We start from the raw sequence: 25163 nt of genomic DNA on the forward strand, positions 1-25163 counted from the left end.
TACAAAGGGGAGTCCACATGAAACGCCGTACCATTCTTGCCGCCTTTGGCGGCATATGCCTCGCCTCGACGTTTGGCGGCGCACCGGTCTATGCCGCCGAGCAGACGCCGCTTGAGGTCGTCCAACAGTATCTCGCCGCATGGAACGCGCATGATGCCACCAAGGCCGCTTCCTACTTCGATGAGAAGGTCAGCTACTACGACGCATCCGTCGGCAAACCGACAGTCGGCAAAGCAGAAGCCAAGGCTGCCGTGATCGACAGCTTCATGGCGGCGGTACCAGACTTGAAATGGGTGATGCGTGGCGACCCGATCGTCAGCGGAAACAAGGTCTCCTTCGAGTGGACCTTTTCAGGAAAGAACAGCGGCGCCTGGGCGGATGGGACCAAGGCGACTGACAAGTCCTTCTCCTTCGACGGCGCCTCCGTCTTCGTCATCGAGAACAACGCGATCAAGCAGCAGTCGGATTATTACGATGCCCTTGGTTTCTACAAGCAATTGGGCCTGATGTAACGACCCATACGGAATGGCGACGCTCCTCGAGGGCGTCGCCACAAGCCCTCCGCTGCATCCGCAACCTGCACCCGCGGATTGCGGAAAAGAGCGTATGGAACAAATTTCCTCGCGCTGCGTCATCTAAGCGATGAACAAAGAGGAAAAAATCCATGCTTAAATGGGCTCTTATATTCTTCGTTATTTCGCTGATTGCCGGTTTCTTCGGCTTCTCCGGCATATCGGCCGCGACGGCGACAATTGCGCGCGTTCTTTTCGGCATCGCGCTGGTGATCTTCCTGATCTTCCTGGTTCTGGCGCTGATGGCCGGCAATGCTGTGCTTTAGCCTCACGTTCTGCGTTGGGCAGCAAACAGAGGCACAGAGTCCTTGAAGCCTTTCAGGGACACAGCTCCCAGACCCTGGAAGGCGAGACCGCGTACTGCCGCTTCGGCGGCAGTACGCGTATTCAGGCAGACAAGAGTTTGAGACGGCCCGGCAACTGCGGAAACGCGTGCCGCGAGATTGACCGTCCTCCCGAAAATATCGCCATCGCGCGGTACCACCTGGCCCGTCGCGACACCGACCCGCACAGGCGGAAGATCGCATTCACGGCTTTGCTCCACCAAGGATAGCGATGCCTCGACTGCCGAAGCCGCGTCGGGGAAGAGCATCATGACTCCATCGCCCAAAGGCTTGACGATCCGTCCATCGAATGAGCAAGAAAGCCGTTGCGCGATCGCCTCGAAACGAGCGGCCTTCTCGGCGGCGGGTGCATCACCGATCTCATGCGTCAATCCGGTGAACCCCGACAGATCGGCAAAAGCGACTGCTGGCAAGCTGTCTTCGTCCTCCGGCTCCAGACCATGTTCGCGCAATGCATCCTGGAGCCTGCCAACGATATTGTCGAAGACAGCCTCTTCAAGCATTCGTCGTTGCAACAGGAAGAGCACCCGAAAGCCGATCCGCTGAAGAGCAAGACGCTTGGCCGCGGAGATCTCCAGAAGGTGATGGTAACTCAGGCCGGCATTCAGCATTGGCTCTTCGACTTCGGCCCGGAAGAGGTCGCGCATCGTCTCGACGCAGCGCCGGACCGAATGCCCAAAGACGCGCAAGACACGCTCCATTCCCGCAGCCGAGGCGCCAAGCTGCATGCATTCGGCGATAAGCCGGACGAACTCCAAATCGTCCTCGCGAAGTGAGCGCTCCGCCGACAACGGCGGCAAGCTTGCGCTGGCCCTGAGACCGTTCAACGTATCGAGGTCGACGGTTCCAGCCGCCACTTCGTCTGCTACCGATGCGCTCGTCATGCTTACCGGTTCGAACATCACTTGACTGGCGAATTCGAACGAGAAGATTTTTCTTCTTAGCCCTTCCGCCAGAATGTCAGGGCCGATGCCCGCGTCCTGCAGAGCAAGGATCAGGCGGAGCCTACTGACATCGCTGAGTGAGTATCCATGCACGCCGGGACCGATGATCTGCCGTTGCTCGAGATCGTCAAGCCGAGCGTCGTCGCAGCCGGCAAGCACCAACAATCTCTGACGCGGCAACGCTTCCATGACGGCAACCTTTGGGGAAGGAGATTGCTTTCTACCCCAAATCCGTGCGCCCCTCCACGCAGCCAAAGGGGTTAGAGCAGACTCGCCCCAACATTGATGGCTAGCGCCAGGATCGTCGTGTTGAACAGAAACGACAGTATGGAATGCAGCAGCGTCAGCTTCCGCATCGTCACCGATGTCGTCGCGACATCCGCCGTCTGCGAGGCAACGCCGATCGTGAAGGAATAATAGAGAAAATCCCAATAGATCGGCTCTTTCGTGCTCTCCGGAAACTTCAGTCCATCGCCTTTGTGGGAACCGCCATAGTAGCGGTGCGCGTAGTGAACGGTGAAGAGCGTGTGCAGGAAGAACCAGGAATTCAGGATGGTGACGATCGCCACCAGCGCCCGGGCCAACGCTTCGCTCGGTCCCGCTTCCTTGGCGAAGTGCAACTCGAGCGCGATGCCGGCGATACTGGCGACGGCAGCCAAAATTGACAACGCCAGCAGGACGACGTCCGAAATATCGAGGTCCTCAGCGCGTTTGCGGATGCTCGCGACACTCGCGCGCAACATTCGCCGCCAGGTCAGCGCGGTAAAAACGATGGCACTGACGTTCCAGGCGACGATCAGGTTTTGCGGATTGACCTCCCGGCTGGTCAAAAGCAGAAACGTCACCAGCCCGGCGGCCACGGCGACGACAAAGACCATGTGTTTGCGAACCTGCCCCATTCCGTGACTTCCCCGGTCGCACACGTCTTCTTAGGCGAGCGCGCGTACTGCAAGATTGCCTTTGATATCAGCTTGATGGCAGCGCGAGCAATATGGCCTCAGCCAGTCCAGCCCCCATCGACGACATGGATCTGACCGGTCGTAAAGCCTGCCTCGTCGCCAGAAAGATAGGTCACAAGGGCAGCGATCTCTTCCGGTGTCGCAATGCGTCCCATCGGCTGGCGAGCGATGAAATCCTTCAGTGCCTTGTCGTAATCGCCCGTGGCACGCAAGCGATCGTGCAGCGACGGGCTATCCACCGTGCCGGGGCAGATGGCGTTGGCGCGAATGCCCTTCGCCACAAAATCCGAAGCGATCGACTTCGTGAGCCCGATGACGGCAGCCTTCGATGCACTGTAGGCGAAGCGATTGGGAACACCCTTCACGCTGGAAGCAACCGAAGCCATGTTGACGATCGACCCTTTGCCTTTCTCCAGCATGCCCGGAAGAAAAGTACGGCAGGTCGTATACATCGCCTTGGCATTGAGGTTGAAGGAGAAATCCCAGTCCTTTTCCTCGCAATCCAGGATTGTGCCGGCATGAACGAAGCCGGCGCAATTGAAGAGAACGTCAACCGGGCCAATCTCGGTCGCGAAGGCTCGGACAGCGTCGCCATCGAGTACGTTAAGAATGTGCTTCTCGGCGCCCTCAAGCGTGGACAGCGTCTTCTCGTTGATATCAGTCGCATAGACATGCGCGCCGAGCGACAGGAAACGCTCTGCGCTCGCTCGACCAATGCCCTGCCCTGCCGCCGTGATGACGACCTTCTTGCCTTCCAGACCGTGGCTCATACGTCCTCCCAAAGAATCCAGCGCTTGCGACGCGTTCATTCATATGCAAACAATATATTCAGATTGGCGTCAACCTGGGTGGAGCAGAGTTGCACGCCGGAGGAAGCCTAATCAATCTCATGTCGCCGGGCATGACAAATCTGGTCGCGGAACGCCGCCCGACCGATATGCTTATGTCTGCGGCAGTTATCATGCAGTGGGAGGAACAGCATGCTTTTCGACACACACCTGCACATCGTCGATCGGCAGGCGCTTGACTATCCCTGGCTTTCGAGCGCCGGAGATCTCAATCGAGATAGTCTCTACGAAGACTATGCACGCGATGCGATGCGATGTGGGATCTCCAACGTCCTGCACATGGAGGTGGATGTCGCACCCACCCGCATCGATGATGAGACGAGCTACGTCAATGAGGTCAGCCGTCGTCCAGGTAGCCTCGTGCGCGGCGTCATCGCCGCATGCCGACCGGAGGAAGACGGGTTCGAGGCGTATCTCGAGCGATCGCTCGCCGATCCCTTCATCAAGGGGTTCCGCCGCGTCCTGCATGTAGCACCCGACGATACGGCCGCCCGACCGCTGTTTCGCGAGAACGTCCGGCGCCTCTCCGGCACCCGCATGACGTTCGACCTCTGCGTCTTCCCGCATCAATTCGAAACCATCCTCGCACTTGTCGATCATTGCCCGGACGTTCGCTTCATTCTCGACCATTGTGCCAATCCGCCGATCAAGGAGGGCATGAACGAAGTCTGGCGCAAGGGTGTCACGGATTTTTCCCGGCGCCCGAACGTAACCGCAAAGGTCTCCGGCGTCGTCGCGTATGGTGATCTTGAAAAATGGTCGGTCGACAGCCTGCGCCCCTATGTCGAGCATACGATCGGAAGCTTTGGCTGGGATCGTGTCGTCTGGGGAAGCGACTGGCCGGTCTGCACGCTGGGTGGCGGGCTGACACCCTGGGTCGCGGCCACCCATGCTCTGACTGCAGGCTGCAGCCCGGAGGAGCGCGATAAGTTCTATCAGGCCAATGCCAAGCGCATCTGGTCGATATGAAACAAAAAGGGCGGCGCCATCGGCGCCGCCCTTTCAGTTTAGTTCGCCCGACAACCTTAAGCGGCTGCGAGCTGCAGTTCCTTCTGAACATTACCACGCAGCGTACCGAGGTCTTTGGCGAAGGCACGGATGCCTTCAGCAAGCTTTTCGGTCGCCATCGCGTCTTCGTTCATCATCCAGCGGAAGGTCTTTTCGTCGACGGTGATCTTGGGAGCAGGCTTCGTCACGTCAGGCGAGAGCTTACGCTCGAGCTTACCCTGGTCCTTGGAGAGTTCGTCGAGGAGGTTCGGCGCAATCGTCAAGCGATCGCAACCGGCCAAGGCTTCGATTTCGCCGGCGCTGCGGAACGACGCGCCCATGACGATCGTCTTGATGTCGTTGGCCTTGTAGTAGTTGTAGATGTCGCGAACGGAAATGACGCCCGGATCTTCCTCGGGCGTGAACTCCTTGCCGGTCGACTTCTTGTACCAGTCGAGGATACGGCCGACGAACGGCGAGATCAGGAACACCTTGGCGTCGGCGCAGGCGATCGCCTGGGCCTTCGAGAAGAGAAGCGTCAAGTTGCAGTCGATGCCTTCTTTCTGCAGGATCTCGGCCGCACGAATGCCTTCCCAAGTCGAAGCCAACTTGATGAGGATGCGGTCACGCTCGATACCGCGTTCCTTGTAGGCAGCGATGATCGAACGTGCCTTGGCAAGCGATGCTTCGGTATCGAAGGAAAGGTCCGCATCGACTTCAGTCGAGACGCGACCCGGAACGAGTTTGACGAGCGCAGCACCGACGGAGATCGCGAGACGATCGGCAACGGCTGCGGAAACGGCCTCTGGATTGCCGCCCTGCTTCTTGCCCCAGGCAACGGCTTCCTTGACCGTGTCTGCAAACATCGGCGTGCCCAGTGCTTTGAGGACGATGCTTGGGTTCGTCGTGCAATCAACCGGCTTCAGACGGGCAACAGCTTCGATGTCACCGGAATCGGCAACGACGGTGGTCATTTCGCGGAGTTGGTCAAGCTTGGATGTCATGGTTACTGGTCCTTTTGACTTGAGCTGCGAGCCGGCGCCTATTCGACCGGCAAAATAATCTACGAACAAGCGGTCAGTATGCTGCACATCGGGCTGCGCTCGTCTTGCTCAAACGAACTGCAACGTGAGGGACAGTTGCACCTTACCTCCTCGGACGCATAAGGGCGACTTCTTCGCGGCGACTATCGCTACTACCACCTAGATATGTCAAGGACATTTGTGCATTTCAATTGACATAAGTGTCACACCCGTCATTATCAGGCGCAACACCGAACCTGTCCTGGCTTAATGGTAGATCTAGGGCGCATTTCGCTCCGGAGGAGATGTGGTCAAGCTCAAACGCGGCACGCACACTGCCTATTCCGAGGCCTCCTCTCTCAGGCTGCGTGCGGCCTGGCTCTATTACAACCAGGGCCTGACCCAGAAGGATGTCGCCGAACAACTCGGCATCAGCCGCACGACGGTGATCCGCCTGCTCGACGAGGCGATGAAGCGCAGCGAAGTTCAGATCTGGATCAACGACTCGATCGGCGACTGCGTCGAATTGTCCGTCAAGCTCGAACGTACCTATGGTCTCGATGAGGCGATTGTTGTGCCGGCGCCGGCAAGCCCTGACGCCAATTCAATGGCAAAGAGCGTCGGCTTGGCGCTCGGCCAGTTCCTCTCCGAAGCCATTCCTGACAATTACACGATTGGCGTCGGCTGGGGGCGCACGATGACAGCCTCGCTCTCCAGCTTCCGGCCGCCCCGCCGCGACAATTGCAAGGTCGTCTCGCTGCTCGGCGGAGTCGTCGCTGTCCACCAGACGAACCCGATCGACTACACCTGGCGGCTGGCAAGCCAGCTCGGGGCGGAGTGCTACATGTTCCTCGCCCCGCTGCTGGTGGATTCGACGGAGACCAAGCGGAACCTCATCGAGAAATGCGGGCTCGATACGATCTATCGTCTGGCCGAAACGCTTGATCTCGCGATCGTCAGCTGCGGCGATATCGGCCCGCATTCCACCTCTCTATCGGAAGGCTGGATCTCCAAAGCGGAGCTGCAACAACTCATCGACGCCGGCTGCGTCTGCGATACGATGTTCAACTTCCTCGACCAGGGCGGCAACACGATCGATCACTCGATCAACAGCCGCGTCATGTCTGTGGACCTCGATACTTTGAAGAAGGCCAAGCACATCGTGCTGTCATCGGGCGGTGCGCATCGCGCCGTGGCTATCCGGGCGACGATCAAACGCATCGGCTGCAATACCCTCATCACGGACGAGAGCGCCGCCAAGGCGCTGTTGGCCCTGGCGGAAGCATCTTAGCGGCTTCCAGAGCAGGCCGTTATTGCAACTGGCAGAGACGCGACAATTGCGATTGCGCCCAGTTCCGCGCAAAATCCTGGGTGTCCGGTAGCTCCGACAGGAGGCTTCCGATCTCGCCATCGATCTCTATGTGGGTGTCCGTGATCTTGCACGCTCCCACATCGAGCGAGACCGTGGCGACGACCTTGCCCTCCACCGGTGCCATCTGAAAGAGCGCATTGTTACCGGTCTCGCAGGTCAAAAGCGCCGTTGCCTTCACGGATGCGAGATTGGCTCCCGTCGAACAGACATCTGCGGACACAACCTTGAAGCCGCTGGTTCGATTGGGCCCCACGGGAAGCTGCTCGCATAGCTGCGCGGTCGATATCGCTCGCGCGACCTCCGGCCATTGCGGACTACTCATCGCCGACTTGCAGCCCGCCCAGGCTGGAACGAGCGATAGCGCGAGCAGGCCAACGGCAATGCCCGCGATCTTGCATGGCTTTTCTCCAGAGTTCATTTCCGCCTCCTCGAGCCCCAGCTCGGAATCAAACCGGTAATTCCTGAGTTTTTGATGGCGGGACTCTCAGGGGAGGTAACGTATCCACAGCTTGGATGGATGCGTGACTGCGGTCACGCGTGCGCCGCCTCCCAGCCCAGCATCGCCCGCTTGCGCGTGAGGCCCCAGTGATACCCCGTCAAAGCCCCGCTCTTGCCGAGTGCGCGGTGGCAGGGAACCACGAAGGAAATCGGGTTTGCGCCAACCGCTGCGCCGACGGCGCGCATTGCCTTCGGCCGGCCGATGTCATTGGCGATATCACTGTAGGTCACGGCTCTGCCGAAGGGGATCTTCAGCAAGCTTTCCCAAACCTGCACCTGGAAATCGGTGCCGATCAGGACGACTCGCAACGGCTGATCGCAGGTCCAGCGGCCCGGCTCGAATATTCGCTCTGCATAAGGCGCCGTTGCCTCTGTATCCTCGACATAACTAGCGTTCGGCCAACGGCACGTCATGTCGTCAAGGCAGGCCGCCTCGTCTCCGAGATCGCTGAAGGCAAGTCCCGCGAGACCCCGGTCGGTTGCCATCACAAGCGCAACGCCGAATGGCGACGCATGGAAGCCATAGCGGATCGTCAACCCGCCGCCTTTCGCCTTCCACTCTCCGGGCGACATCGCCTCATGCGTGACGAAGAGATCATGCAGGCGGCTTGGGCCGGAAAGCCCGACTTCGATAGAGGTCTCCAGCAGAGGCATTGCTTCCTCGCGGAGCAGCCGCTTCGCATGGTCGAGCGTGACCGCCTGCAGGAAAGCCTTTGGAGACAGACCGGCCCAGCGGGTAAACGTCTTTTGCAGCTGCGTCGGCGATTGGTTGAGCCGCGCCGCCATCGTTTCGAGGGACGGCTGATCGCGGTAGTCCTCGGTGATGAGTTCGATCACCCGGCGTACCGTCTCGTAGTCGGAACCGTCAGGGGTGATATCGGTGTTCAGCTTGGCTACCATGTTCATGATCTTTCTCCTTACACCAAGGAGATAGTCAAGTGGCCGCCCGCAAACCACCCGTTTCTTGCGCGTCGATCAAATCCGTTGCTTGACGGTGGCAAGCGCGCCTTTGAAGGCCTTGGCAAAGCTCTCGCGGTCGTCAGGGTTCAGGAAAGAACCGATATCCGTGCCCTTTCCCTCGCCTGTTATATGCATGGAAAGGATGCCGATTTCCTGATGCCGGCGAACGAAGAAGCGCGTCCAGAAGGGATTGAAATGATGTTCGACCATCCGCCCGGAGGGCGCGAACTTGCGCACCGAGATATCGCTCCGCGACACCGTCACTTCCTCCCGCGCACGGCCGGCACGGTAGTTCAGCCAGAAGGCGCCGTAGAGCAGCAGGAAATCCAGCCCAAAAAAGAAGCCGATCGGCCAAGCGCCAGTCGCGACGAAGAACATGCCGTACATCAAGCACACGGCGCCGGTCAAAAGCAGCAACACTTTGAAGCCTTTGCGACCGAGCGACCGGTACGGAAAAAGCTCGGCAGCAAAAACAGGTTGTTCGTTGGCCCTATCGGCGTTGCTTTCCATCATGGCTGGCAAGTATAGATTTTACATGCCAACTCCGAAACTCAAATCATCAGCCACATCGCCGCAGAACTCAAAAGTGATCATTCGCCGCAAGAAGCCGGCCACGGTCCGTTCGGCCTATTCCGAGGCTGAGCGCGAGGAGATCTTCCGCCGCTTCTCCATCCAGCGGCCGGAGCCGAAGGGCGAACTGGAGCACACCAATCCCTTCACGCTGGTCGTTGCCGTGGCCCTCTCCGCCCAGGCGACAGATGCGGGCGTCAACAAGGCGACGCGCGCCCTGTTCAAGATCGCTGACACGCCTGAAAAAATGCTGGCGCTCGGGGAGGAAAGAGTACGCGATTACATCAAGACGATCGGGCTCTACCGCAACAAGGCGAAGAACGTCATCGCTCTATCGCAACTGCTGGTCGACAAATTCGGCGGCGTCGTGCCGCAAACGCGCGACGAACTGATGACACTACCTGGCGTCGGTCGCAAGACCGCCAATGTCGTGCTCTCCATGGCCTTCGGCCAGGCAACGATGGCGGTGGACACCCACATCTTTCGGATCGCCAACCGCATCAAGCTGGCACCGGGCAAGACGCCTGACGAGGTAGAGGAACGCCTGATGAAGGTGGTGCCGAAGCACTACCTCTATCATGCCCACCACTGGCTGATCTTGCACGGCCGCTATACCTGCAAGGCGCGCAAGCCGGAATGTGAACGTTGCGTGATTGCCGACATCTGCAAGTCGCCCGAGAAGACGTGCGATGTGCCGGCGGCGTTGGTCGAGTTACCGCGACAGGTTATAGGAGAGGCCGTCGAGTAAGGCGGCAATCGCCTGCTCATACTCGCTGCGTTCCTCACCGGCTGCGATTGCGATCGCGGCGCGGTCGAAGGCGGCCGAAAGAAGCCGCGCGATCGGCTGCAGCACGGGGCCTCCGCCTGGAAGATATGCTTCGAGGCCCCGTTGGAGCGTGGCTTCAGCGTTCTCCTCGTCGATGACGCCTGCATCGCGAAGGCCAAGGACGGCGGGTGCCTCCAGCAGGAGCAGTTTCGTTCGCCCTTCGTCCGCCAATGCATCGAAATATGCAGAGCCGCCCTCGAGCAATGCCTGACGGGGCGTCAGATCACCGGAGGTGCGCGCTTCGATCGCCTCAGCAACCGCTGCGGCTTCCCGTTCGACCACCGCTCGAAACAGTGCCTTCTTGTCCTCGAAGTGATGATAGAGCGCGCCGCGCGTCACCCCCGCGGCGGCGACGATATCTGGCGTCGCCGTATCGCCATAACCTTTCTCCACGAACAAGCGGCGCGCGGCGTCGAGCAAAGCCTGTTTCGTCTGTTCAGTGCGCTCGCGATTGCTTCTGCTCATAGGAATCTCTTTACATACAATCTGCACGTATGTTAATTACAAAACATGCAGATTGTATGAAAAAACGAGCAGAGGGAAAAGAGATGAAATCGACCAGCTACTATCCCGTAATCATGACTGACCGGGTCCACGAGACAGCTCGCTTCTACATCGGCCATTTCCGCTTCAAGGCGCTTTTCGAAAGCGATTGGTACATTCACCTGCAGTCGATGGACGACGAGCACGTCATCCTCGCAATCCTCGACGGCAGCCATGAGACGATCCCGGAGATCGCACGCGGCAAGGTCTCCGGACTGCTTCTCAATTTCGAAGTAGACGATATCGACGCTATCTATGCGGCCTGCGGAGAGGCGAAGTTGCCGATCCTGAAGCCGATCTGCGACGAGGATTTCGGACAGAGACACTTTATCACGGCCGACCCGAACGGGGTTCTGATCGACATCATCAAGCCGATACCGCCGAGTGCCGAATACGCTGCAATGTACGACGCCTCAGCCCTGCCAACCTGACCTAGCCGCGAAAGCCCGCATCCTCGCGGGAGATCAGCTTATGCAGGTGCACCATTAGTCCGGCAGCGAACAGCGGCGTCAGCAGATTGACGATCGGGATGGCAAGGAACGCCGCAATGACGAGCCCCGCGAGAAACACCGTCGCCGCATGCTTCGCCCGGAACGACCGCGCCTCCTGCGGTGAGCGGAACCGCATCGCCGCAAACTCGAAGAATTCGCGGCCGAGCAGGTAACCATTGACGAGAAAGAAGGCAATCAGGTTGACGCCCGGCACAAACAGCAGAAAAAGCGCGACGACATTGCCGACGATGACAATGCCGAGAAACTTGATGGAACTTGCGAGAGCCGGACCGAGCGGCATCGCGGTGCCGGCCGGGTCCGAGGGATAGTCCCGCTTTTCGATAACCTCGGCTACGTCGTCGAGAAACAGCCCGGCAATCAGCGCCGTTACCGGGGATAGCAACAGGGCCAACCCGAGCGCCAGTCCAATCCCGGCTGCGATCGCAAACACGAAGCCCAGCCACCCGGCCCAATCTGGCATGGCCGGAAAGAAGCTCGCAACCCACGGGAAAACGAATGACATAAAAGCACTTCGCAATGCTAGCCAAAGCCCTACGAGCACCAAAAGAGTCAAACCCAGGACCTTCCAAAAGACTGAACGTGTCTCCGCTGCAAAAAGATTGACAAGGGATAGTCGAGCGGCCTCTAAGATCATCCTGGGGTCTCCGGTTGCAATAACCATGTAGGAATCTGAAGTTTGAACGGCAAGGCTGAAATAAATCCGGCCGATCGCCCCAAAACTTGTCGGGAAACCTATGTTAATATATAGTAATTTATCATCTAAGATTGCTTTATCCTGAGACGCAGCTTTCGGAATAGTTGCAAGCGACGGGGGTTGCCCTGCTTATCCGGGAATTGCTTCGGAAGATCTGGACGGCTGACGTGGAAGATTTTGTTCAAAAGCTCCGCCAATATGCCAAGTCCGGCACCCCGGCCGAGCGACGAATCGCGAAGTACTTCTCCGAACACCTGAACGATCTGCCGTTCGAAACAGCCGCTTCGGTTGCCGATCGCCTGGATCTCAGCCCAATGACAGTGGGCCGCTTTCTGCGCGCGCTCGGCTATCAGGGACTCGACAGCGTCAAGGTCCACATCCGTGAGACAACGGCCATCTCGCCGACGCAGATGCAGGCATCTCTCACTGAGCTGCAAACCGATGCTACCGCCGGCAAGCCGCTCGCCGTACTCGTCTCCGAACAGATTCAGGCATTGCACCACATCTACCACCTGACCGGCCAGCCGCAGTGGACCGAAGCTGTTTCGATGATCTCAGCCGCTCATGAGGTCTTTATCGCTTCGCATGCGCGCCTGTCCGGTTTCGCATCACACTTCGCCCAGCGATTGACATATGCACGCGATGGCGTGCATGCGCTTGATGGTACGGGCAGCCGCTTCGCCGAGCTCTTCGCACGGCTCGATGGCAATGATGCCCTGCTCGTGGTGATTGATAGCCGCCGTTTCGGCAAGGCCCGCCTGCTCGCCCGCACGGCACGGCGCTACGGATACAAGGTCATTCTGGTTACCGCACAAGGAGCCAACTGGATACCAGATCAGGCCAATCTCGTGCTGGCCCTTCCGCCCGCCCGCTCCGAGGACGCCGACAACCTGCCGCCATTGATGGCCTTGCTCGACTGCTTGTCGGAAACCGTCATTGCTGCCGCAGGCGACGAAGCGAGCGCCCGCACCCGCCGCATGGTGGAATTTGGCAGCATGCTGGGCGAAAGCGGAAACCGCTAGATCGGGCCTCCGATAGGGTTGTCCGGTCAGACCGAGGCGACCGATTGGCCCTACTCCATCGCCTCCAGCTCGGCGCGGTGACGATACATGGCAAGTAACCTGCGATAATCGCGGTCGTAAAGCGCCTGCTTTGCTGCATCCGGCAGCCGCTCTTCGCCGCCGGGATACATCGCCGCTCCCGCTTCTGCGAGATCAGCATAGAGGCCACACGCCACGGAAGCCGCCATCGCCGTGCCAAGGAGCACCGCCTCGTTCATCTTAGGCACCACGACCTTGCAACCGGTGGCATCCGAATAGAGCTCCATCAGCACCGAATTTTTCACATGGCCGCCGGCGACATGCAGGGTGTCCGGCACATAGCCGTACTCTTTCATCCGCTCCAGGATGTGGCGTATCCCGAGCGCTATCCCCACTGCGGTACGCCAATACAGCGCGCAGAGCCCGTCGAAGGAGGTGTCCAAGGTCAGGCCGCTTACCGCGCCGACGGCATGCGGGTCAGCGAGCGGCGAGCGGTTGCCGTGAAAATCCGGCAGGACGAAGATCCGCGCACCGAATTCGTCCCCCTCGTCGGCGCGGAGCTGCGCGATCCTAAGGACGATCTTCTGGTGCAATGCCGCGCTCGGCTCGCCGCCGGCCGCGTGCATCCGTACGATATGGTCGAGCAGCGCGCCCGTCGCCGATTGCCCTGCTTCGACCAGCCAGGTTTCTGGAAAGACTGCTTCGTAGTACGGGCCCCACATGCCGTGGCTTGGCTTGCGCTCGCGCGAGAACGAGACGATGCAACTCGACGTGCCAGCGATCAGGGCCAGCTGGCGCTCTAGCCCGCGGGCATCGCGCGCCTCGCCGCCGAGTGTGCCGAGTGCTCCGGCATAGGCATCGATCATGCCCGAGGAAACGTGGCACGCCGTCGTCAATCCCAGCGCCGAGGCGGCCTCCTGCGTCAGGGTCCCGACACTCTTGCCAACCGCCACCGTTTCCTCCGGCAGCCGTCCGCGTTCCAGCAGGTCGTCGAGCCCGATCTGCTCGAGAAAGTCCTTCTGCCAACCTTTGTTGAGATGCGCCAGGTAGTTCCATTTGGCTGTCAACGTGCAACGCGAGCGGGCCAAAGCACCTGTCGCCTTCCAGGTCATGAAATCCGCCAGATCGAAGAGATAGCCGGTGTTCATCCAAGTGCCGGGCAACTTCTTCTTCAGCCACATCAGCTTCGGCATTTCCATTTCCGGGGACATGAAATGGCCTGAGTGCTCCAGCACCGGATGCTGCGTCGCCGTGCAGAAATCGGCCTCCCTCAGTGCCCGGTGGTCGAGCCAGACGATGGTGTCGAAACGCCGTTCGCCGCCGGTCGAAACACTGATCTGATTGCCGTCGACATCGCGCACGACGAGCGAGCAGGTGGCGTCGAAGCCAATAGCGCCGACCGATGCCGGCGCAGCCCCCGATTGCTCCATTGCCTTGCGCACAGCAATGCAGACTGCCGACCAGATGTCTTCGGAATCGTGCTCGGCGTGGTTTTCACGCGGTCGGTTCATGATGATCGGGTGTTCGGCCTTGCCCAGTAGCGCGCCGCGAGCGTCGAAGACGCCGGCGCGCGCACTGCCCGTGCCGATATCGACCGCAACCACATGCTGAGGCATTAAAGGTGCATCCCGTCCTGCTTATGTTTGCGGACAAGGTGTATCAATTCCGGCATCGCGTCAAACACGGCTTCGGGCGAAAGCCGGTCAAGTTCAGCGCGATAGCCGGAAAAATTGGCGTGTGAACCACCGGTGAAGGCAAACACCCTCATGCCTGCGGCCTTGGCCGCCTCTATCCCGGCGGGGCTGTCTTCGACCACGACGCAACCTGCCGGATCGACATTCATTTCACGCGCCGCATGCAGGAACAGGTCCGGGGCCGGTTTGCCGTTCTTGACCATCGTTGCACTGAAGATATTCGGCAACCGATCGATCAAACCGGTGACCGTCAGCGACAGACGGATGCGCTCGACCTGGCTGGAAGAGGCGACGCAGCACGGAATACCGAGAGTGTCGATCGTCTCGGCGATCCCGTCCATCGGTTTCAGCTCCTTGCGAAAGCGGGCGTAGAGATCTGTGCGAATCTGCTCGAGGAATTCCTGGCCCGGGTGGACGTTGTATTCGGTCTTCATCGTCTCGATCACCGTCGCCAGACTGCGTCCGAGGAAGCGGCCGTAGACCTCTTCCTCGGTGATCGGGATGTTGAGATCGTTCATCGCCTTGACAAGAACGCTGACCGATATCGGTTCGCTATCGACGAGAACGCCGTCGCAATCGAAGATGACCAGCCGTGTTTCAGCCTCTGCCATGGCAGACCCATTCGCAATTGGTGCAGGAAAGTTCCAGCCGCCGGACTTGGCGGACGCGGCGGCAAGAATGCCGCCACTAGACCTTACACAGCAAGCTTGTTGTCGAGATAAAGCTGCAGGGTTTCGCGCGTGCCTTTTTCCCACAGCGTTTTCAGCGCGTGGGCAAAACGCTTGCGGAACAGTTCTGATTTCGACACCTCGCCGAAGATGTCGTCGAAGGCGAGGAAGGCCATTGGATCGCTCTTGGCTTTCAGTGCGGCCGCATGCAGGCGATCGGCGCTGGCGTCGTTGAAGACGATGTCCTTGCCGCTGTCGGTCTTGCCCGCGAAATAGCGGCACCACAGCGCCGACACGAGCGCCAGCCCGACGACATCCCGGCCCTGGTTGAGGTTGTCGAGCGTGGACGGCAAAATGAACTTTGGCTGCCGGTTTGATCCATCCTGCGCCAGGCGCGGGATGGTGTCGGCGATCTTCGGATTGAGAAGGCGATGCTCGATCAGCGCAAAATAGTCGGTCAGCGAGGTATTCGGGACCGGCGGAACGATCGGGATAATCTCGTCCTTCTCGAGCTTGGCCAGGAATGCCCGAATCAGCGAATCCTCCATCGAGTCGTGGACGAAGTGGATGTCCATCAGCGCTGCCGGATAGGCAATCGCTGCGTGGCCGCCATTGAGGATGCGGATCTTCATATGTTCATAGGGCGTCACATCGGGAACAAAGGTCACACCGACCTTCTCCAGCGCCGGTCGTCCGGCGGTGAACTTGTCTTCCAGCACCCACTGCTTGAACTCTTCGCAATAGACCGGCCAGTTATCCTCGATGCTGAAGACATCCTTCAACAAATCGATTTCACGCTGGCCTGTCGCCGGCGTGATGCGGTCCACCATGGCATTCGGGAATGCGACGTTCGCCTTGATCCAGTCGGCAAAGGCAGGATCTGACAGGCGTGCTGTACCAACGACGGCATTCGACGTGACGACGCCGTTATGCGGAATGTTGTCGCAGGACATGACGGTGAAAGGCACGATGCCCTTTTCCTTGCGCGCCTTGAGGCCCGCGACAACAAGACCGAAGACGGTCTTCGGCTCGGAAGGGTTCTGGCCGTCCGCAGCGATTGCCGGATGACCCGGATTGAACTTGCCGGACGCGTCGATGAAATAGCCGCCTTCGGTGATCGTCATCGAAACGATACGGATCGTTGGATCGGCGAGCTTGGCGATGATCGTCTTGGCATCGCCAACAGGCAGAATGTCGATCATTGGAGCGGTAACGCGCGCGGCCGTCTTGTTGTTGTCCTGCTCGACGACGGTCGTCAGGAAGTCCTGGGCGGCGAGCTTTTCGCGCATTGCCGCGTCGGAAGGAAGAATACCCGCGCCGATGATCGCCCAATCGTGATCCTGGCCCTGATTGAAGAGGTCGTCGAGGTAGATCGCCTGGTGAGCGCGGTGGAAGTTGCCCACGCCGAAGTGCACGATGCCCGCTTTCAGCGACGCCCGCTCATAGGTCGGTACGGCGGCCGTCTTTGCCGCCTCGGAAAGCGTTGCCAGCGATAGTTTGCACGTCATGTTTCAGTCCTCTTGAAGGTCTTCGGGATCGGCTGCGATCCCGATATCGGCATGCCGGGCATTTGTCCGGCGCGCGCTCTTTTCCCCAACCCGGCACCAATACTCTCAGATGGTGAGGCCACCTTCGTTGAATTTGTGGATCCGCGTCTTGTCGGGCGTCAGATAAACGATGTCCCCAGCCTTGGCCGGGAAATCGCCACCGCCGCGCGCTGTGACGTGGCCGATACCCTCGACATCGACATGCAGGAAGGTGTCGGCGCCGAGATGCTCGGCAACCATGACCTTGCCCTTCCAGTCGCCAGTCTCCATCGACAGCAGCACGTGCTCGGGCCGCACGCCGATCGTGTTCGCGCCAAGCTGCGCGGCATACTGGCCTTTGACGATGTTCATCTTCGGCGAGCCGATGAAGCCCGCGACGAAGAGGTTTCGCGGCTTGTGATAGAGCTCCAGTGGCGAACCGACCTGTTCGATGTTGCCGCGGTTCAGCACCACGATCTTGTCGGCCATGGTCATGGCCTCGACCTGGTCGTGAGTGACGTAGATCATCGTCGTCTTGAGCTGCTGATGCAGTTCGCTGATCTCAAGGCGCATGTTGACGCGCAACGCCGCATCGAGGTTCGACAGCGGCTCGTCAAAGAGGAAGGCCGACGGCTGGCGCACGATCGCACGACCGATTGCTACGCGCTGGCGCTGACCGCCCGAGAGCTGGCGCGGCTTGCGTTCGAGATAGTCCGTCAGATTCAAGACCCGTGCGGCATCAGCGACCTTTCGGTCAATTTCCGCCTTGTCGACGTTGGCCATCTTCAGCGGAAACGCGATGTTGTTGCGCACGCTCATATGCGGATAAAGCGCATAGGATTGGAACACCATTGCCAGCCCACGCTCCGACGGAGCTTTCTCGGTTGCATCCTTGCCGTCGATGACGATCTTGCCGTCAGACACGTCTTCAAGACCTGCAATGAGGCGGAGAAGCGTGGACTTGCCGCAGCCCGAGGGACCGACGAAGACGACGAACTCACCGTCCTTGATGTCGAGGTCGATCGACGGGATGACCTTGGCTTCGCCGAAGACCTTCGAGACTTTCTGAAGGGTAATGCTGCCCATGTTTCTCTCCCTGATATCTTATTTCACCGCGCCGAAGGTCAGGCCGCGGACGAGTTGTTTTTGCGAGAACCAGCCGAGGATCAGGATCGGGGCGATCGCCATGGTCGAAGCTGCCGAAAGCTTGGCATAGAACAAGCCTTCGGGGCTGGAGTAGGAAGCGATGAACGCCGTCAACGGCGCCGCTTTCGAGGCACTGAGGTTCAATGTCCAGAAGGCTTCGTTCCAGGCCAGGATGATGTTCAGGAGCAGTGTCGAGGCGATGCCGGGCACTGCCATCGGCGTCAGCACGTAGATGATCTCCTTGGCAAGCGAGGCGCCGTCCATGCGGGCAGCTTCGAGGATCTCGCCGGGAATTTCCTTGAAGTAGGTGTAAAGCATCCAGACGATGATCGGCAGATTGATCAGTGTGAGGATGATGACAAGGCCGGTGCGGCTATCGAGGAGTCCGGAATTGCGGAACATCAGATAGATCGGGATGAGGGCGCCGACCGGCGGCATCATCTTCGTCGACAACATCCACATCAGGACGTCCTTGGTCCGCTTCGTCGGCGAGAACGCCATCGCCCAGGCAGCCGGAATGGCGATGATCAGGCCGATCAGCGTCGAGCCAAAGGAGATGATCACCGAATTCATGAAGTGGCTGAGATAGTTGGAGCGGCTCTGTACTTCCGAATAGCTCTCCGTCGTCCAGTGGAAGAACAGGAACTGCGGTGGCGAGGCGATAGCATCAGCTTCCGTCTTGAAGCTCGTCAGGAACGTCCAGAGGATCGGGAAGAATATCAGGATGCCGAGCGTCCAGGCGATGGCGGTCATGACGACCTTGCGCTGGGTTGTGACTTTTCTAGCCATCTCAAGCCTCCAGATTCTTGCCGACGAGGCGTACGAGGAAGATCGCAACGATATTGGCGAGGATGACCGCCACGATACCGCCCGCCGAAGCGCCGCCGATATCGAATTGCAGGAGCGCCTGCACATAGACCAGATAGGTGAGGTTCGTGCTCTGCGTGCCCGGCCCGCCATTGGTGGTGACCAGGATTTCGGCGAACACCGAGAGCAGGAAGATCGTCTGGATTAGGATGACGACCGTGATCGCGCGGGCCATGTGCGGCAGGATGATGTAGATGAACTTCGAAACGACGCCGGCGCCATCCATCTCGGCGGCTTCCTGCTGCTCTTCGTCCAGCGATTGCAGGGCGGTCAGCATGATAAGCGTGGCAAACGGCAGCCATTGCCAGGCGACGATTAGAATGATCGAAAAGAGTGGTGCATTGGCAAGCCAGTCATAGGGCTGCATTCCAAGCGCCTTGGCGAGATGCGCGAAGAGCCCGTTGACCGGGTTCATGAACATGTTCTTCCACACCAGCGCGGCAACTGTCGGCATGACGAAGAAGGGAGCGATCACCAGGATGCGAACGATGCCCTGCCCGTAGATATCCTGATTTAGAAGCAGCGCGAACGCGATGCCGCCCACGACGGTGATCAGGAGCACGCCGAGCACTAGCAGCAGGGTATTGATGAGCGCGGAGAAAAAGGCCGGATCGGTCAGGAAGTATTTGTAATTGAGGAAGCCGACGAAGGTTTCCATCCCCGGGCTGAGCAGATTGTAGTTCAGCGTCGAGAAATAGATCGTCATCACAAGGGGGACGATCATCCACAGGAAGAGGAGCACAACAGACGGTGCGATCATCATTCGCGCTGCGGAGCGGGTATGTAACGTTGCCATGGCGATGACCGATCCTGTTCAAATGGGTAGCCGGCTGCAGGGCAGCTGAGAAAAAAGGGGGTCGCCGACGCAGTTTGGGCAATTCGGCGACCCAGACGGGCGGGGATGTCAACTTCCCCGCCTTCTCAGGAGGTTAGTTATTTGATGTAACCAGCCTTGGTCATTTCGCGGGTCGTCAACTGCTGGGCGCTCTGCAGTGCCTGATCGACCGAGACCTGGCCGGCAAGAGCTGCCGAGAACTGCTGGCCGACGGCGGTGCCGATCCCCTGGAATTCAGGGATAGCGACGAACTGGACACCGACATAGGGCACCGGCTTGACGGTCGGCTTTGTCGGGTCAGCTGCATTGATGCTGTCGAGCGTCATCTTCGCGAACGGTGCTGCTTTCTGATAGTCGGCGTTGGCATAGAGCGAAGAGCGCGTCCCCGGAGGTGCATTCAACCAGCCTTCCTTCTCGGCGACCAAGTTGGTGTAGTCCTTGCTGGTTGCCCAGGCGACGAACTTTTCAGCTGCTTCGACCTTCTGCGAGCCTGCAGGGATGGCGAGGTTCCAGGCCCAGAGCCAGTTGCCGCGCTTGCCGAGGCCCTTGTCCGGAGCCAGAGCGAAGCCGACCTTGTCGGCGACGGTGGATTCCTTCGGGTTGCTGACGAAGGAGGCAGCAACGGTCGCGTCGATCCACATGCCGCACTTGCCGGTCTGGAAGAGCGCAAGGTTCTCGTTGAAGCCGTTCGAGGACGCGCCTGGAGGGCCAGCTTCCTTCATCAAGTTGACGTAGAAGTTCAGCGTGTCCTTCCACTCGGCCTGATCGAACTGCGGCTTCCACTGCTCATCGAACCAGCGTGCGCCGAAGGAGTTCGACATGGCCGTCAGGAAGGCCATGTTTTCGCCCCAGCCGGCCTTGCCGCGCAGGCAGATGCCGTAGATTTCCTTGTCCTTGTTGGTGATCTTCTTCGCGGCATCCGCAATGAAATCCCAGGTCGGCGCGTCGGGCATCTTCAGGCCAGCGGCATCGAACAGGTCCTTGCGGTACATGACCATCGAGCTTTCGCCGTAGAACGGTGCGGCATAGAGCTTGCCGTCGGCGGTCAGACCACTGCGGATAGCCGGCAGCAGGTCGTCGGCATCGTAGTCCTTGCCGAGATTGTCGAGCGGCAGCAGCCAGCCCTGTTTTGCCCAGATCGGAACTTCGTAAGTGCCGATCGTCAGAACGTCGTACTGACCGCCCTTGGTCGCGATGTCGGTCGTAACCTTCTGGCGCAGGACGTTCTCTTCGAGGGTTACCCACTCGAGATCAATATCGGGGTTCTTTTTCTTGAAGTCGTCCGTCAGCTTTTGCATCCGGATCATATCGCCGTTGTTGACGGTCGCGATTGTCAGCGTCTCGGCCGAAGCCATGCCGGCAAACGCCAGTGCTGAGCAGGCGCCCAGCAGGAGAGTTCTCAATGTCATATCTTCCTCCCAGAAGATGAGTGCGAGCATTCGCTTTGCTCATGGGCAATTACTCGCTCAAGGGAAAGAAATGTCAATCACCATTCGTTGCTGCATGAGCGAAGAACGATGTTATCTTGTTGAATTTAAAGAATTAAATATTTGCTCATGTCTTGAGCAAATATTCGGCCGTGTCCTCATCCGTGATCAGCGCGTTGATCTGATGGCCTGTTACGGCAGCCCTGATCGCCTTGAATTTGCGCTTGCCCTTGGCGATTCCGATAACGGTCGACGACTCACGTGAGGGGATCGACGCGGAGGCCACCCGCTCGTTGATCGGATTGTCGAGGAGCTTCCCCTCGCTATCAAACACCCAGCCACAGATCTCGCCGACGGCACCGTTGCGCATCAGCTCCATCATCTCGTCCTTCTCGAGAAAACCGTCGATACAAAGCGGCCCGTCGATGCCGAGCTCTCCGATGCCGACAAACGTCACGTCTGCCTGTGCGCTGATCTCTAGCGTCGAGCGAACGAGCTGCTGGCCGTGCAGGGTTTCCCTCTCATCCGCCGAGGTGACCAGAACCGGCAGCGGCATCGGAAAGTGTCGAGCCTTCACCGCGTCAGCCATGCTGAAGATGACGTTGTAGTAAGCAGCGGAGCCATCGGGCGCAATATTGCCGGTCAGCGATACGATGCGGTGACTGGGACATTCGATGGCGGGAAGTTGGTCGACGGCCGCCTTCAAGGTTCGTCCTGTTCCAACTGCGAGCACGATAGGGTCAGGGCGCTTGAGCCAGCGCTCGATTTCCGCTGCGGCGGCCTCCGCGATGCCGACCGTCGTCGAACTGGAGCCCGGGTCGCTTGGCACGACCTCGACATGCTTCAGGTTGAACTTCTTGCGCACGGCATTGGCGAGTTCGAGACAGGCGGCGATTGGATGGTCGAGCCGCACTTTTATCAGCCGTTCGGCAACCGCGAGCGAGACAAGGCGCTGTGCCGATTGCCGTGAAATCCCCATGGAAGAAGCAATCTCATCCTGCGTCCGCCCTGCCACATAGTAGAGCCATCCCGCGCGCGCCGCGTCGTCTAGCCGCCCCGAAGTCTCGGATTTTCTTACCATCAGTCTCTACCATGCTGAAAAGATCGGCCACAGCCGACGCGGATATGCATATTGCGGCAGATCAAACCAGAATTCGGGCAAATGTCGAGTGCATTGAGAAATTGCACAGCCTATTTTGACATGCCTGGCGAGGGCCGCATGCCATCGGCTTGTCATCTTTGTCGATCAACCTTGCTTGACCGAGGATTGAACTGCAAGCTAACTGGCATCGAGGAAAAAAGCTGTGCGAATTCTGCTGGTTGAGGATGACAGAATGATTGGTGGCGCGGTGAGGGATCACGTCGCTGCGGCCAATCATGCCGTCGACTGGGTGCAAAATCTGGGTGACGCCGACGCAGCCGCGGGACCTGTCGATTACGGGCTCATTCTTCTCGATCTCCAACTCCCGGATGGCAGTGGCGTCGCGTTTCTACGCGGCCTTCGAGAACGCGGGCTGAAGACACCCGTCATCATTCTGACTGCACGAGATCAGATCTCGGACCGCATCGACGGACTGAATGCGGGAGCCGACGACTACCTGGTGAAGCCGTTCAACCTTGACGAGTTGGAAGCGCGTATCATGGCGGTCGCTCGCCGCTATGATGCCAACCCGCATCCGGTCGTCCGCATCTCGGACATTGAAATCAACCGGCCCCTGCATCAGATCTCGGTCGCCGGCGAAACGATCATCCTGACGAGCCGTGAATGGGCGGTACTCGATCTGTTGACGGCTCGCCCAGGCGCGATCGTCCCCAAAGATCGGATCGAGGAAGCGCTCTACGCATTCGGTTCGGAAATCGAAAGCAACACCGTCGAGGTCTATGTGAGCCGTCTGCGCAAGAAGATCGGCAAGGACAGGATCCGCACTGCCCGCGGCATCGGCTACACACTCGGATGAAGATGAAGCGCGAACGCAGCATCACTGGCCCGCTCATTCTCGCCCTGACGACCGTCATGGTCGTCTTCTGGCTTGCCGCGATCGGCCTCAGCGTCCGCGTGATGCAGCACGAGTTCGATGAGATTTTCGATAGCGCGCAGCAGGAGACCACCGAGCGTCTCCTGGCTTTGATCCTTGACGATTTGAACCAGCGTGCGGACGTCGATCCGCGCAGCGTCGCCATGCTCAACACTGCCGCCAGTCGAGAATATCTGACTTATCAGGTCCGCGACGCCAGCGGCAAGGTAGCACTGCGTTCGAATGATGCTCCGGCAGAGCCTTTCGATGCACCGCTTCGCACGGGCTTCTATGACACGACGACAGCACGAATCTACACCGAGATGACGGCTGACGGCTCCCTTTTTCTGCAGGTGGCCGACCGGTTCAAGAACCGCCGCGAAGCCGTTCGCGAAAGTTCCGTCACCTTGCTCATCCCATTGGTCGCCCTTATTCCCGCCAGCATCTTTGCGATCTGGTTCATCGTCGGGCGGGCGCTTCGGCCGATCGAGGAACTTCGGCGAGATATCGGGACGAAAGACAGTGGCAACATGGCTGAGGTCGACGATCGGGGTCTGCCGGTCGAACTGAGGCCGATCGCAAGATCGGTCAACCTTCTCCTCGGACGCCTGCGTGCCGCCCTCGAAGCAGAGCGCGAATTCACCGCCAACAGTGCTCACGAGTTGAGAACGCCGATCGCCGGAGCGCTTGCACAGACGCAGCGGCTTATCGAGGAACTGCCGTCCGGCGCAACGCAGGACCGCGTCCGGCAGGTTGAGGCTTCGCTGGTCAATCTCGGCCGTCTGGCAGAGAAACTGCTGCAGCTTTCCCGCGCGGAAGCCGGCATCGGCGGAAGCGCAAGTGCAGTCGACCTGCGCCCGGTCCTCGACATGGTGGTCACCGATTTCCAGCGCGACAGCCGCACGAATGGAAGGCTTCAATACTCCGCGGCGCCGGACGCAAAGCTCGTCCGCACTGCCGACATGGATGCCTTCGGCATTGTCACGCGAAACCTGATCGAGAATGCCCTGCTCCACGGCGATCCGGACCTCCCCGTCAATGTCAGTCTCGAAAGCGGCGGCATCGTGCGCGTTGTGAACGGCGGGCCATTGATCCGAGAGGCTGAGATGGCTGGACTGAAAAAGCGCTTCAGCCGCGGCAAGACGAGTGCGTCCGGCTCCGGCCTCGGGCTCGCTATCGCCGACCGTATCGTCTGCCAGATGGGCGGGACACTGGAACTGCTATCACCGGCGACGGGAGCGAAAGCCGGCTTTGAAGCAAAAATGACCCTACCGGCCTAGCCCGGTTTCGGCTTGCAAAACCTGCCGAAGGGTGCGAGCAGACGCAGAGGCCATCCAAACAGCAGAACCCAAATGATCATTTCTTTTGACATCGGCGGCTCCGCCATCAAGGGCGGAGTGGCGCACTCCGAAGCCGACATCACGCCACTTGGCCGGCGCCCGACCCCCAAGGACGATTTTGCCGCCTTCGTCGAGACGCTGCGTGCCATCATCGCCGAAACCGGCGAGAAGCCGACACGCCTTGCCTTCTCCATCGCAGGCGTCGTCGACCCGGACACGCAAAGGCTGACCTGCGCCAACATTCCCTGTATTCACGGCCGCGATCTCGCCGCCGACCTCGAAGCTGAACTCGGCCTGCCGGTCGTAATTGCGAATGATGCCGACTGCTTCGCCATGGCGGAGGCCGATCTCGGCGCCGGGCGCGGCCACCGCATCGTTCTGGGCGCCATTCTCGGAACCGGCGTCGGCGGCGGTGTGGTTGCGGATGGACGACTGATCAATGCCGCGGGCGGCTTTGCCGGTGAATGGGGACATGGTCCGGCCCTGGCGTCTCATGCCGGCAATCCGCCCGTCGCGATTCCAGCCTACCCCTGCGGCTGTGGCCAGAAGGGGTGCGTCGATACCGTCGGCGGCGCTCGTGGTCTCGAGCGCTTGCATAAGACGCTGCATGACATCGATCTCTCCAGTCAGGAGATCATCGATGATTGGTTGAAGGGCGAGTCCCAAGCGGCGCGCACCATCGATGTCTTCATCGATCTTGTCGCCTCGCCGCTCGCGCTAACAATCAACATCACCGGCGCGACCATCGTTCCAGTCGGCGGCGGGCTTTCCAATGTCGAAGAGCTGCTTGCGGAGCTGGACAAGGCAGTTCGGCAGCGCATCCTGCGCAAATTCGATCGACCGCTCGTGGTCCGCAGTGAATGCCGCGTCGAGCCCGGCCTGATCGGCGCCGCGCTGCTCGGCCTGAAAGCGGAAGCCGCCCACCTCGCAGCTTGAGCCAAAAGAAAATGGCGC

27 protein-coding genes are annotated in these 25163 nt (G+C 59.7%); 10 read left to right on the forward strand and 17 right to left on the reverse strand.

Going from position 1 to position 25163, the window contains the following annotated elements:
- The first annotated feature begins 17 nt into the window (after nucleotides 1-17).
- On the forward strand, nucleotides 18-512 hold the full coding sequence (locus FHT76_RS20580) for an ester cyclase (RefSeq protein WP_183862450.1): 495 nt from the start codon (nucleotides 18-20) through the stop codon (nucleotides 510-512).
- Between the two features lie 152 nt (nucleotides 513-664).
- Complete coding sequence (locus FHT76_RS20585; RefSeq protein ID WP_183862452.1) at nucleotides 665-838, forward strand: DUF1328 domain-containing protein; 174 nt, start codon at nucleotides 665-667, stop codon at nucleotides 836-838.
- A 2-nt stretch (nucleotides 839-840) separates the two neighbouring features.
- On the opposite strand, the gene FHT76_RS20590 is transcribed toward FHT76_RS20585, so the two are convergent.
- The 3 genes from FHT76_RS20590 to FHT76_RS20600 form a co-directional block, all read right to left on the reverse strand.
- Nucleotides 841-2049: an adenylate/guanylate cyclase domain-containing protein gene (locus FHT76_RS20590; RefSeq protein ID WP_183862454.1), complete on the reverse strand. Its 1209-nt coding sequence runs from the start codon at nucleotides 2047-2049 to the stop codon at nucleotides 841-843.
- Nucleotides 2050-2120: 71 nt separating this feature from the next.
- The gene (locus FHT76_RS20595) at nucleotides 2121-2759 is read right to left on the reverse strand and encodes a DUF1345 domain-containing protein (RefSeq protein ID WP_246712609.1); all 639 of its coding nucleotides are present in this window, start codon (nucleotides 2757-2759) and stop codon (nucleotides 2121-2123) included.
- 98 nt (nucleotides 2760-2857) lie between these two features.
- Entirely contained in the window at nucleotides 2858-3589 is a 732-nt protein-coding gene (locus FHT76_RS20600) for an SDR family oxidoreductase (RefSeq protein ID WP_183862456.1), read from the reverse strand.
- Between the two features lie 210 nt (nucleotides 3590-3799).
- On the opposite strand from FHT76_RS20600, the gene FHT76_RS20605 reads away from it, so the two are divergent.
- On the forward strand, nucleotides 3800-4636 hold the full coding sequence (locus FHT76_RS20605) for an amidohydrolase (RefSeq protein WP_183862458.1): 837 nt from the start codon (nucleotides 3800-3802) through the stop codon (nucleotides 4634-4636).
- 56 nt (nucleotides 4637-4692) lie between these two features.
- On the opposite strand, the gene tal is transcribed toward FHT76_RS20605, so the two are convergent.
- The gene (tal, locus tag FHT76_RS20610; RefSeq protein ID WP_016556954.1) at nucleotides 4693-5658 is read right to left on the reverse strand and encodes a transaldolase; all 966 of its coding nucleotides are present in this window, start codon (nucleotides 5656-5658) and stop codon (nucleotides 4693-4695) included.
- Nucleotides 5659-5983: 325 nt separating this feature from the next.
- Between tal and FHT76_RS20615 the strand changes: the two genes are divergently transcribed.
- Nucleotides 5984-6967 carry a sugar-binding transcriptional regulator gene (locus FHT76_RS20615; RefSeq protein WP_183862460.1) on the forward strand — a complete coding sequence of 328 codons (984 nt, stop codon included), beginning with the start codon at nucleotides 5984-5986 and terminating at the stop codon, nucleotides 6965-6967.
- A gap of 19 nt (nucleotides 6968-6986) precedes the next feature.
- On the opposite strand, the gene FHT76_RS20620 is transcribed toward FHT76_RS20615, so the two are convergent.
- The 3 genes from FHT76_RS20620 to FHT76_RS20630 form a co-directional block, all read right to left on the reverse strand.
- Nucleotides 6987-7466, reverse strand: coding sequence for a hypothetical protein (locus FHT76_RS20620; RefSeq protein WP_183862461.1), 480 nt, complete (start codon nucleotides 7464-7466; stop codon nucleotides 6987-6989).
- Between the two features lie 113 nt (nucleotides 7467-7579).
- Nucleotides 7580-8452: a bifunctional helix-turn-helix domain-containing protein/methylated-DNA--[protein]-cysteine S-methyltransferase gene (locus tag FHT76_RS20625; protein WP_183862463.1), complete on the reverse strand. Its 873-nt coding sequence runs from the start codon at nucleotides 8450-8452 to the stop codon at nucleotides 7580-7582.
- Between the two features lie 69 nt (nucleotides 8453-8521).
- Nucleotides 8522-9019: a DUF2244 domain-containing protein gene (locus FHT76_RS20630; RefSeq protein ID WP_016556951.1), complete on the reverse strand. Its 498-nt coding sequence runs from the start codon at nucleotides 9017-9019 to the stop codon at nucleotides 8522-8524.
- A gap of 22 nt (nucleotides 9020-9041) precedes the next feature.
- Between FHT76_RS20630 and nth the strand changes: the two genes are divergently transcribed.
- Complete coding sequence (nth, locus tag FHT76_RS20635; RefSeq protein ID WP_183862465.1) at nucleotides 9042-9824, forward strand: endonuclease III; 783 nt, start codon at nucleotides 9042-9044, stop codon at nucleotides 9822-9824.
- Here nth and FHT76_RS20640 read toward each other — a convergent pair.
- Nucleotides 9789-10367 (reverse strand): TetR/AcrR family transcriptional regulator, encoded by a 579-nt coding sequence (locus FHT76_RS20640; protein ID WP_183862466.1) that lies wholly within the window; start codon nucleotides 10365-10367, stop codon nucleotides 9789-9791. The two genes, nth and FHT76_RS20640, sit on opposite strands and share 36 nt — an antisense overlap.
- Before the next feature lie 83 nt (nucleotides 10368-10450).
- Here FHT76_RS20640 and FHT76_RS20645 point away from each other — a divergent pair, with 83 nt between their 5' ends.
- Nucleotides 10451-10876, forward strand: a complete 426-nt coding sequence (locus FHT76_RS20645; protein WP_183862468.1) for a VOC family protein — start codon at nucleotides 10451-10453, stop codon at nucleotides 10874-10876.
- Between the two features lies 1 nt (nucleotide 10877).
- Here FHT76_RS20645 and FHT76_RS20650 read toward each other — a convergent pair whose 3' ends face one another.
- On the reverse strand, nucleotides 10878-11591 hold the full coding sequence (locus FHT76_RS20650) for a sulfate transporter family protein (RefSeq protein ID WP_183755926.1): 714 nt from the start codon (nucleotides 11589-11591) through the stop codon (nucleotides 10878-10880).
- A 227-nt stretch (nucleotides 11592-11818) separates the two neighbouring features.
- On the opposite strand from FHT76_RS20650, the gene FHT76_RS20655 reads away from it, so the two are divergent.
- Nucleotides 11819-12673 carry a MurR/RpiR family transcriptional regulator gene (locus FHT76_RS20655; protein WP_183862470.1) on the forward strand — a complete coding sequence of 285 codons (855 nt, stop codon included), beginning with the start codon at nucleotides 11819-11821 and terminating at the stop codon, nucleotides 12671-12673.
- Between the two features lie 50 nt (nucleotides 12674-12723).
- On the opposite strand, the gene FHT76_RS20660 is transcribed toward FHT76_RS20655, so the two are convergent.
- From FHT76_RS20660 to FHT76_RS20695, 8 genes are all read right to left on the reverse strand, one after another.
- Nucleotides 12724-14307: an FGGY-family carbohydrate kinase gene (locus FHT76_RS20660; RefSeq protein ID WP_183862472.1), complete on the reverse strand. Its 1584-nt coding sequence runs from the start codon at nucleotides 14305-14307 to the stop codon at nucleotides 12724-12726.
- Nucleotides 14307-14996: an HAD family phosphatase gene (locus FHT76_RS20665; RefSeq protein WP_183862474.1), complete on the reverse strand. Its 690-nt coding sequence runs from the start codon at nucleotides 14994-14996 to the stop codon at nucleotides 14307-14309. Before FHT76_RS20665 ends, FHT76_RS20660 begins: the two co-directional genes overlap by 1 nt.
- Nucleotides 14997-15079: 83 nt before the next feature.
- Nucleotides 15080-16561, reverse strand: a complete 1482-nt coding sequence (locus FHT76_RS20670) for a mannitol dehydrogenase family protein (RefSeq protein ID WP_183862476.1) — start codon at nucleotides 16559-16561, stop codon at nucleotides 15080-15082.
- Between the two features lie 105 nt (nucleotides 16562-16666).
- On the reverse strand, nucleotides 16667-17665 hold the full coding sequence (locus FHT76_RS20675) for an ABC transporter ATP-binding protein (RefSeq protein WP_183862478.1): 999 nt from the start codon (nucleotides 17663-17665) through the stop codon (nucleotides 16667-16669).
- Between the two features lie 18 nt (nucleotides 17666-17683).
- Nucleotides 17684-18514 (reverse strand): carbohydrate ABC transporter permease, encoded by an 831-nt coding sequence (locus tag FHT76_RS20680; protein ID WP_016556941.1) that lies wholly within the window; start codon nucleotides 18512-18514, stop codon nucleotides 17684-17686.
- Nucleotide 18515: 1 nt separating this feature from the next.
- Nucleotides 18516-19388 (reverse strand): carbohydrate ABC transporter permease, encoded by an 873-nt coding sequence (locus FHT76_RS20685; RefSeq protein ID WP_016556940.1) that lies wholly within the window; start codon nucleotides 19386-19388, stop codon nucleotides 18516-18518.
- A gap of 137 nt (nucleotides 19389-19525) precedes the next feature.
- Nucleotides 19526-20836: a sugar ABC transporter substrate-binding protein gene (locus tag FHT76_RS20690; RefSeq protein ID WP_016556939.1), complete on the reverse strand. Its 1311-nt coding sequence runs from the start codon at nucleotides 20834-20836 to the stop codon at nucleotides 19526-19528.
- 145 nt (nucleotides 20837-20981) lie between these two features.
- The gene (locus FHT76_RS20695; RefSeq protein WP_183862480.1) at nucleotides 20982-21935 is read right to left on the reverse strand and encodes a sugar-binding transcriptional regulator; all 954 of its coding nucleotides are present in this window, start codon (nucleotides 21933-21935) and stop codon (nucleotides 20982-20984) included.
- Between the two features lie 223 nt (nucleotides 21936-22158).
- Here FHT76_RS20695 and FHT76_RS20700 point away from each other — a divergent pair, with 223 nt between their 5' ends.
- The 3 genes from FHT76_RS20700 (at nucleotide 22159) to FHT76_RS20710 (ending at nucleotide 25145) form a co-directional block, all read left to right on the forward strand.
- The gene (locus tag FHT76_RS20700; protein WP_016556937.1) at nucleotides 22159-22812 is read left to right on the forward strand and encodes a response regulator; all 654 of its coding nucleotides are present in this window, start codon (nucleotides 22159-22161) and stop codon (nucleotides 22810-22812) included.
- A gap of 2 nt (nucleotides 22813-22814) precedes the next feature.
- Nucleotides 22815-24149, forward strand: a complete 1335-nt coding sequence (locus FHT76_RS20705) for an ATP-binding protein (protein ID WP_183862482.1) — start codon at nucleotides 22815-22817, stop codon at nucleotides 24147-24149.
- 72 nt (nucleotides 24150-24221) lie between these two features.
- Complete coding sequence (locus FHT76_RS20710) at nucleotides 24222-25145, forward strand: ROK family protein (RefSeq protein ID WP_183862484.1); 924 nt, start codon at nucleotides 24222-24224, stop codon at nucleotides 25143-25145.
- Nucleotides 25146-25163: the final 18 nt, after the last annotated feature.

It is taken from the genome of Rhizobium sp. BK176, from assembly GCF_024808055.1.